At 44.3% G+C, this 6579-nt stretch carries 7 protein-coding genes; 2 read left to right on the plus strand and 5 right to left on the minus strand.

What is annotated here, in order from left to right:
• Positions 1–106 precede the first annotated feature (106 nt).
• On the minus strand, positions 107–1468 hold the full coding sequence (gene der, locus QUA80_RS24780; RefSeq protein ID WP_333427664.1) for a ribosome biogenesis GTPase Der: 1362 nt from the start codon (positions 1466–1468) through the stop codon (positions 107–109).
• A gap of 183 nt (positions 1469–1651) precedes the next feature.
• Between der and QUA80_RS24785 the strand changes: the two genes are divergently transcribed.
• Together QUA80_RS24785 and QUA80_RS24790 are read left to right on the plus strand one after the other, a co-directional pair.
• Positions 1652–1750: a hypothetical protein gene (locus QUA80_RS24785; protein WP_333427665.1), complete on the plus strand. Its 99-nt coding sequence runs from the start codon at positions 1652–1654 to the stop codon at positions 1748–1750.
• 220 nt (positions 1751–1970) lie between these two features.
• Positions 1971–2513: an acireductone dioxygenase gene (locus QUA80_RS24790; protein ID WP_333427666.1), complete on the plus strand. Its 543-nt coding sequence runs from the start codon at positions 1971–1973 to the stop codon at positions 2511–2513.
• A gap of 100 nt (positions 2514–2613) precedes the next feature.
• Here QUA80_RS24790 and QUA80_RS24795 read toward each other — a convergent pair whose 3' ends face one another.
• The 4 genes from QUA80_RS24795 to QUA80_RS24810 all read right to left on the minus strand — a co-directional run bounded on the left by QUA80_RS24795 (position 2614) and on the right by QUA80_RS24810 (position 5631).
• Positions 2614–3432 carry a hypothetical protein gene (locus tag QUA80_RS24795; protein WP_333427667.1) on the minus strand — a complete coding sequence of 273 codons (819 nt, stop codon included), beginning with the start codon at positions 3430–3432 and terminating at the stop codon, positions 2614–2616.
• 199 nt (positions 3433–3631) lie between these two features.
• Complete coding sequence (locus QUA80_RS24800; protein ID WP_333427668.1) at positions 3632–4105, minus strand: DUF732 domain-containing protein; 474 nt, start codon at positions 4103–4105, stop codon at positions 3632–3634.
• A gap of 189 nt (positions 4106–4294) precedes the next feature.
• A complete protein-coding gene (locus tag QUA80_RS24805; protein ID WP_333427669.1) occupies positions 4295–5035 on the minus strand; it encodes a cupin domain-containing protein in 741 nt (246 codons plus the stop codon).
• 26 nt (positions 5036–5061) lie between these two features.
• Positions 5062–5631 carry a sigma-70 family RNA polymerase sigma factor gene (locus tag QUA80_RS24810; RefSeq protein ID WP_333427670.1) on the minus strand — a complete coding sequence of 190 codons (570 nt, stop codon included), beginning with the start codon at positions 5629–5631 and terminating at the stop codon, positions 5062–5064.
• Between the last annotated feature and the right edge of the window lie 948 nt (positions 5632–6579).

Consider the following 6579-nt stretch of genomic DNA (forward strand, 5'->3'; position numbering starts at 1 on the left):
CGATATTTAGATTTTAGATGAAAAAAATTGCTGTAGTTGGCAAGCAATTATATCATCTAACCGCCTTTTTTTCTTCAATCTAAAATCTAAAATCTAAAATCTACAATTACTTGACCCGCAGTGCTCTATTTGTTGTACTCATTTCTGTGGCACGAACTTTTTTGCCTCTCCAAAGCAGCCGCATTGGTGTACCGGTAAAGCCGAGGTGTTTGCGGAATTGGCTTTCCATGTAGCGGCGGTAATTTTCGGTAAAGCGTTTGGGATCGTTGACAAATAGGGCGATGGTTGGCGGTTGCGATCGCACTTGAGTACCGTAATAGATTTTGCCTTGTTTTCCTTGGCGGGTGACAGGGGCTGAGTGCCAGCTTGTTGCTTCTTCGATGACTTCGTTAATGACGGCGGTGGTGACGCGGCGTTTGTGTTCGCTGTCGGCTTTGTCTATTAATTCAATTGTTTTTTCAACTCGCTGTCCGGTCATGGCGCTGACAAAAATCATTTCTGCCCAATCGAGGAAATAAAGTCGGGTTCTTACTTCTCTTTCGTACTCGTAGATGGTGTCGGAGTCTTTTTCTACGGCGTCCCATTTGTTGACGACTATGATGCAGGCGCGACCTTCTTGGCTGATGCGATCGGCTAATTTTTGGTCTTGGTCGGTAACGCCGTCAATGGCATCAATTACTAGCAGCACTACATCGGCACGGCGGATGGCTTTGAAAGCGCGGTTGATGCCGAAAAATTCTGCACCGTATTCGACGTTTTTCTTTTTGCGGATTCCGGCTGTGTCGATCAGGCGGTAGGTTTTACCGTTGCGTTCTACTAAGGTGTCGATCGCGTCCCGGGTTGTGCCGGAAATCGGGCTGACTATGGCGCGGTTTTCTCCGAGAAATGCGTTTAACAAACTCGATTTGCCGACGTTGGGACGACCGATAATTGCTACTTTAATTTCCTCAACTTCTGGTAATACTTCCGTGGGAAGGTAAGTAATTAATTTGTCTAGCAATTCGCCGGTGCCGTTGCCGTGAATGCCGGAAATTGGGTAAGGTTCTCCCAGTCCCAATTGCCAAAAGTCGGCTGCTTGGGTGAGTCCTGTATTTTCCGATTCGCATTTGTTGACGGCGAGAATGACGGGGACTTTTTGCAGTCTCAGCCAAGATGCGATCGCTTCGTCGCCGCCGGTGAGGCCGGTTTGTCCGTCTACTACGAAAATTGCTGCGCTGGCTTCTGCCAGGGCCGCCATTGCTTGTTCGCGAATTAAAGGCAGAAATTCTGTTTCGTCGTCGAATACTAACCCGCCGGTGTCTACGACTTGATATTCCCGATCGCCCCAGTAAGCCGGTCTGTAAGTGCGATCGCGCGTGATTCCCGGTTCGTCGTGGACGATCGCGTCTTGGGTGTTGGCTAAACGGTTGACGATCGTCGATTTGCCTACATTGGGGCGTCCAATAATAGCAACTATAGGTAGAGACATAAAAGTAGCAGCAATTAGGCTGCGCTGTAATTTTGAGCTTTAATCTTTAATTATAAGGGAATGTCACTCAAATGGAAAGGCTTATTTATCTATTCGGGTTAGCTGTTTTTGTCGGTTTGTCCTGCGCATTTTCTTGTCGTTCGGCGCGCTGTTAAGCGGCCACACTACGGGTGGGGAATTGCTTTGCAGCTAATTTTTGCAATTTTGATTCTCAAAACTGCTCCTGGTTTGGCAGTCTTTAATTTTTTTCGAGATTTATTCGCCCTGTTTTTCAACCACTAAGGTGCAGCGTGCATCGAACCCTACTCTCAATGTTATTAAATAAAAGTTAAAATCTAAAATTTTAGAGTGAAGCTGTGATAAATGTTTAATAAATTGTTAGACCAACTATCTATTTTTAGCGATCGGCTATTATTGAAAATAAGCAGGAGTTTAGTCTGTAACACTAGATGGAAGCAGTAAACTAAATTATCCTCAAAGCCAAATAAATAGGTGGTTTACAATGGCTGTTATGCAACTAGAAGACGGTAGGACATATAGGGATATTGAGGCGATCGCGAGCCAACTGGCTGTTTTAAATGTTCAGATCGATCGTCTGCCAACGAACGAAAGTCCTGCGGTTCGAGAACTGCTAGTCCAAGACATCCTCAATGTAACAGAAAAACAGCAGGTTCTCGCCGCATTTAATAGCGAGTTTGAACAGTTCAAACGTGCAGACGGATGTCAGTGGTGCGACTTAAAAGTGCTGCAACCGGGTTCGCCGCAGATTTACGCGCTGATGAGTCAAAGCAATCGCACTCACACCCACACTGATCCAGAAGTTCTTCACATTTTAGCTGGGGAATGTGTTTTTGGGTTTGTGCATTCTAACGGCTCTCAGGTACAATTAATGTTGCAAGCTGAAGAATACATTAAAGTGCCGGCTAATACCGAACATTGGTTTTATCTCACTCCGTCGCTGTACTTGAAAGCCGTGCAGTATTACACCACTGCTCAAGGGTGGGTTCCTCAGTATACTAACAGGAAACTAAAAATTACCAACTAAATATATGGTGCGCCAGGCGCACCTTTATAGATAAAAATAGGTGGCTTAAATGGCGATTTAACACACAAATTACCTCTCTAATAAACTCACAAATAAAGGATTAAATGCTATCTAATTCATTGGGTTCGGCAATTTCAATTTCTTCGCAGCGCTGCAAAAGTGCTTCTATTTCCTGAGCCAAAAAAATTACTTCCGGCCACGAAGAACCGTTAATTAAATCTTGAGCGTGAGCTAATTTGTTTCTCAATGATTCTGCTGACTTTAAAAAACGCTCCCCGTAGCGTTTGGATTTGAGCCCCAGCCGATCGACTATTTCAGCCGAACTCAGGATTAAATCTCGCTTGTCGCAAAATTGCAGGTAATCGATTAAGTCAATTGCTTCGTTTCGCGATCGCCCTAATTCCCAAAGGTGTTTGGCGGCTAAGATGCGATCGCCCTTAAGCAATTTTTGCCAAGAATCTTGGGGAAAGTAAATCCGCACGATCCGCAATAAATTCATTTCCAGAAGCGTCACCAATCCAAACAGCAGCATCCGCACCGGTGCTTTTTGCAAATCGCCGCAGGTAACGATCCCGTCGATCCTGTTGCTTTCCAATACAAATAATCTCGGTTTTTCTCGCAGCAGCGGCAGCAATTCCATCAAAGGAGTCGAGGCTGCAATTAATTGTGAGGGGTGAAAAATTTGCTGGTAGTCGCTGCACTTGCCTGTCTTTAAGTGCGATCGTTCTACATAGCCGCAAACCGTGCCGTTTTCTTCGATCCCGAGCACGTCAAAATCGCGGGCTTCCATCCACGATCGCAATTTGGCTGCATCTTCGCAAGCTGGGACAGATTTCAGCGGTTCCGCAAGGTATTTAACTGTAATGCTGTCTTTGAATAAATCCCGCAAGTCGGCGGAACTTGATTTTAAATGCTTCATCTCATGTCTGGTAATTTCATCGATCGTTGCGCGACAAGAGGACAATTAATATTGTAACTGCAAGTAGAGACGCGGCGTTAGCGTGGGAGAATCTCAGTTTTGTAAAAAGCGTTTTTTAGGAGTGCGAACGTCCCCCAAGCACTCCTGTAAAATCAAAACTGAGATAATTCCTTACCGTGTCTATACAGATTTCATGATATTACTTACTGGCTAATTCCGGGCAATAATGGTTGGCGGCAAGGGTGCTAATAATATCCGCATCTGCGAGAAAACTTTCTTTGACAGTTGGATTTTCGATACTCGCAGCTTGCCCGATCGCTCTCAATTTAACTTCCGGCAGAGAAAGTCCCGATTTTGCTTCCGCACACATTCTTTTAGCGGCCGCAATTTTTTGACCGGGAGCCCTTTGGATTGCTTGCAGTAAATTGTCCGTGGCTTCTGGAGAGTAGCTTTTTGCTAAGCGTTTGTAGTCTTCCAGAAATTTCCCATCGTTTCCTGTGAGTTTAATGTCCGATTCTTGAGGCGAACACAACAAATTTAAGTTAATTACTTCTCCCGCTGAATTGACAAGAAAACATCCTTCGCGTTCTTGGGCGATCGCGCTTTTATCGCTGGCGATCAATTGTATAATAATGGCGGACAACACAGCAGTTAAAAGCGAGTATTTTAGCATTGGAATTACATGAGATATTTGGGATTTTTTAGCGCCTTATGCGGAGCAAAACGGTACTTTTGAGCCAGATAGCGTCCGGTAAATTAACCAAAATAATTGTAGGGCAGGTTTTACCAACAATCTGCAATTATAACTTAAAATCTACATAAACCCGCCCTCCAAACTGTCGAAAATTTAAAAAACATAATATCAGACGAGCATTTCGTTGTCTATGGAAGTTTTCATTAACAGCAAACATCCCCCTTGTGTGAGGGAGGAATGTATGGAACCGGGAAGCGAGCGAATGTAGTCGCCTTGATGGCAAATTTCCCCTTCTACCATTAAGTCTCCTTCTAATACAAACACTTCCTCCGAAGCAGCGTGTCGGTGCAGGGGAAATGTTGCTCCCGGTTCTAGTCGCATCAAGCAGGTAATTTCGCGCTTTTTTTTGTCAATATAAAGCTTGGCAAACGAGACGCCCGGAACTCCATAAGATTTCCATTTTACATCGTTCGATCGCACGATTAAAGATGGAGCATTGTTCTCCGTTGGGGACGTAACAACGGGCTTTAAATTGACTGATTCTGCATGGGTGGGAGGCAGTTCGGCTATGCGCTGAAACAGGCGGTTTTTGAGGTCTGGTGCGACGGGAACTGGGGGGGCTGTGTAGGCGATCGCGGCAATTGTTGATTCCACAGCCGCTAATTCACTTTTAAGTTCTGCGAACTCTTTCAATTTCTCTGCAAATGCGCCGCGTTCTGACTCGTCGAGGATATCGAGAGCGTGAAGGGCTGCAAGGATGATAGACTCCTCGTCTGGCATCATTTCCATCTGTTTTCCGCCAATAATTGTAATTCCACCTAAGTTGATTTTAAATTTGAGATTTTCTGTTGCCCTCGCACTCAAGATGGATGATAGGAGATGCCATAATTTTAGATTGATGTTAAACAACTTAAATTTTGTTTTTTAACATCAATCTAAAAAAATTGTTCGCTCAAAGCTTGACGCAATTTGGAAATACCCAACCGAATTCTGGTTTTGATTGTACCTGTCGGAATACCAGTTTTAGCTGATATCGCCGCGCAAGTCAGCCCTTGGTAGTAGGCGAGTTCGATCGCCTCTTGCTGTTCCTTTGGCAGTTTTTCTAAGGCTGCTTTGACTTGTTCGCTGCGTTCTTTAAACATTGCATCTTCCATCGGTTCTGCAACGCTAGAGATGGGTACCTTCGCATCTTCCAGACAAGCTTCAGCAGCCCGGACTGTTCGCTGCATCGCTCGGAGCCGATCGAGGGAACGACTGCGGGTCAGCATGAACAACCAGGTATCTGCTCGACTGCGAGAAGGATCGTAAGTTGCTGCTTTTTGCCAAATTTGGGAAAAAACATCGAGTACAACTTCTTCAGCTTCTTCTACCGAGCCCAGGATTTTGTAAGCGAGAGCGTAACTTCGGCGACCGTAGCGATCGTAAAGTTTAGCTAATGCCGTTTGGTCTTTCCGGGCAATCTGCACTAAAAGCAGCGATTCATCGCCTGACTTCTGGCCTGTCATTTCAGTGTACCCAAAATTTTTGTTTTGACGGCACAGATCCAAAATTAACAATTCGGCGTATATCACTACAGAACATAATTGTAAGTTTGAAGTTGGGGGTACAAGCGGGAGTATGCCTTTTCCGGGTAATTTTATCGTGCTTTGAATTGTAAAAATCCCAAGTTATCTTGAATTTTACCACCTGATTAGTAATTTTTTTGACACTTAGCAATCCGCTTTATGCAAACAAAGAAATGCCATGAGCCTGAACAGTCAATCGATTTTAGATTTTAGATTTTAGATTTTAGATTAAAGAGTTGAAGCATTGACCCAGCCCAAAAGCGGATACGCTGCCACGTACTCCTGTCGTGGAAAGATAAAAATTTTAGACTAAGGTTCAAGATCCCAGATTTATCTGTGGGGTAAATCTAAAATCTAAAATCTAAAATCGACTGACCCCACAGATAAATTCGGGGCGCAAGTTTCATCGGATACAGGTTTTTTATTTCTGGACGGATGAATCCGGGGGCTTGTATCCTGGATGCTTTCGGTCAAAACCGCGCCATTAACTCGTTCATAAGCTCTGTTCGATAGCTCCCAAGAAGAGCCTGGGAACCCATATAAGCGATGCTCTGGCTCCATTGGATCGAGGGAAGCCGTGTCTCCGAGCAGGCATTCCCAAGCATAGTCCGGGAACGAGTAAATCCTTAATTACCCACTTTTTTACCAATAAATTGGGTCTAAAGCCCCGTCCTTATAGGACAGCTTTAATTTCTACCTTTTGTAAGTAATTATCAAATAGGTAGATATTTTGGGTAAAAGTTGTAGTAAAAATGATCGACTATTCCAATGATAGTTTTAGAGTTGAAATTAAAAGGCAAGGCGGAGCAAAATCGAATCATCGACGACATGATTCGGACGGCTCAATTTGTGCGAAATAAAACTCTTAGACATTGGATAGACAATCAA

The organism is Microcoleus sp. F4-D5 (assembly GCF_036704885.1).
Taxonomy (GTDB): domain Bacteria; phylum Cyanobacteriota; class Cyanobacteriia; order Cyanobacteriales; family Microcoleaceae; genus Microcoleus.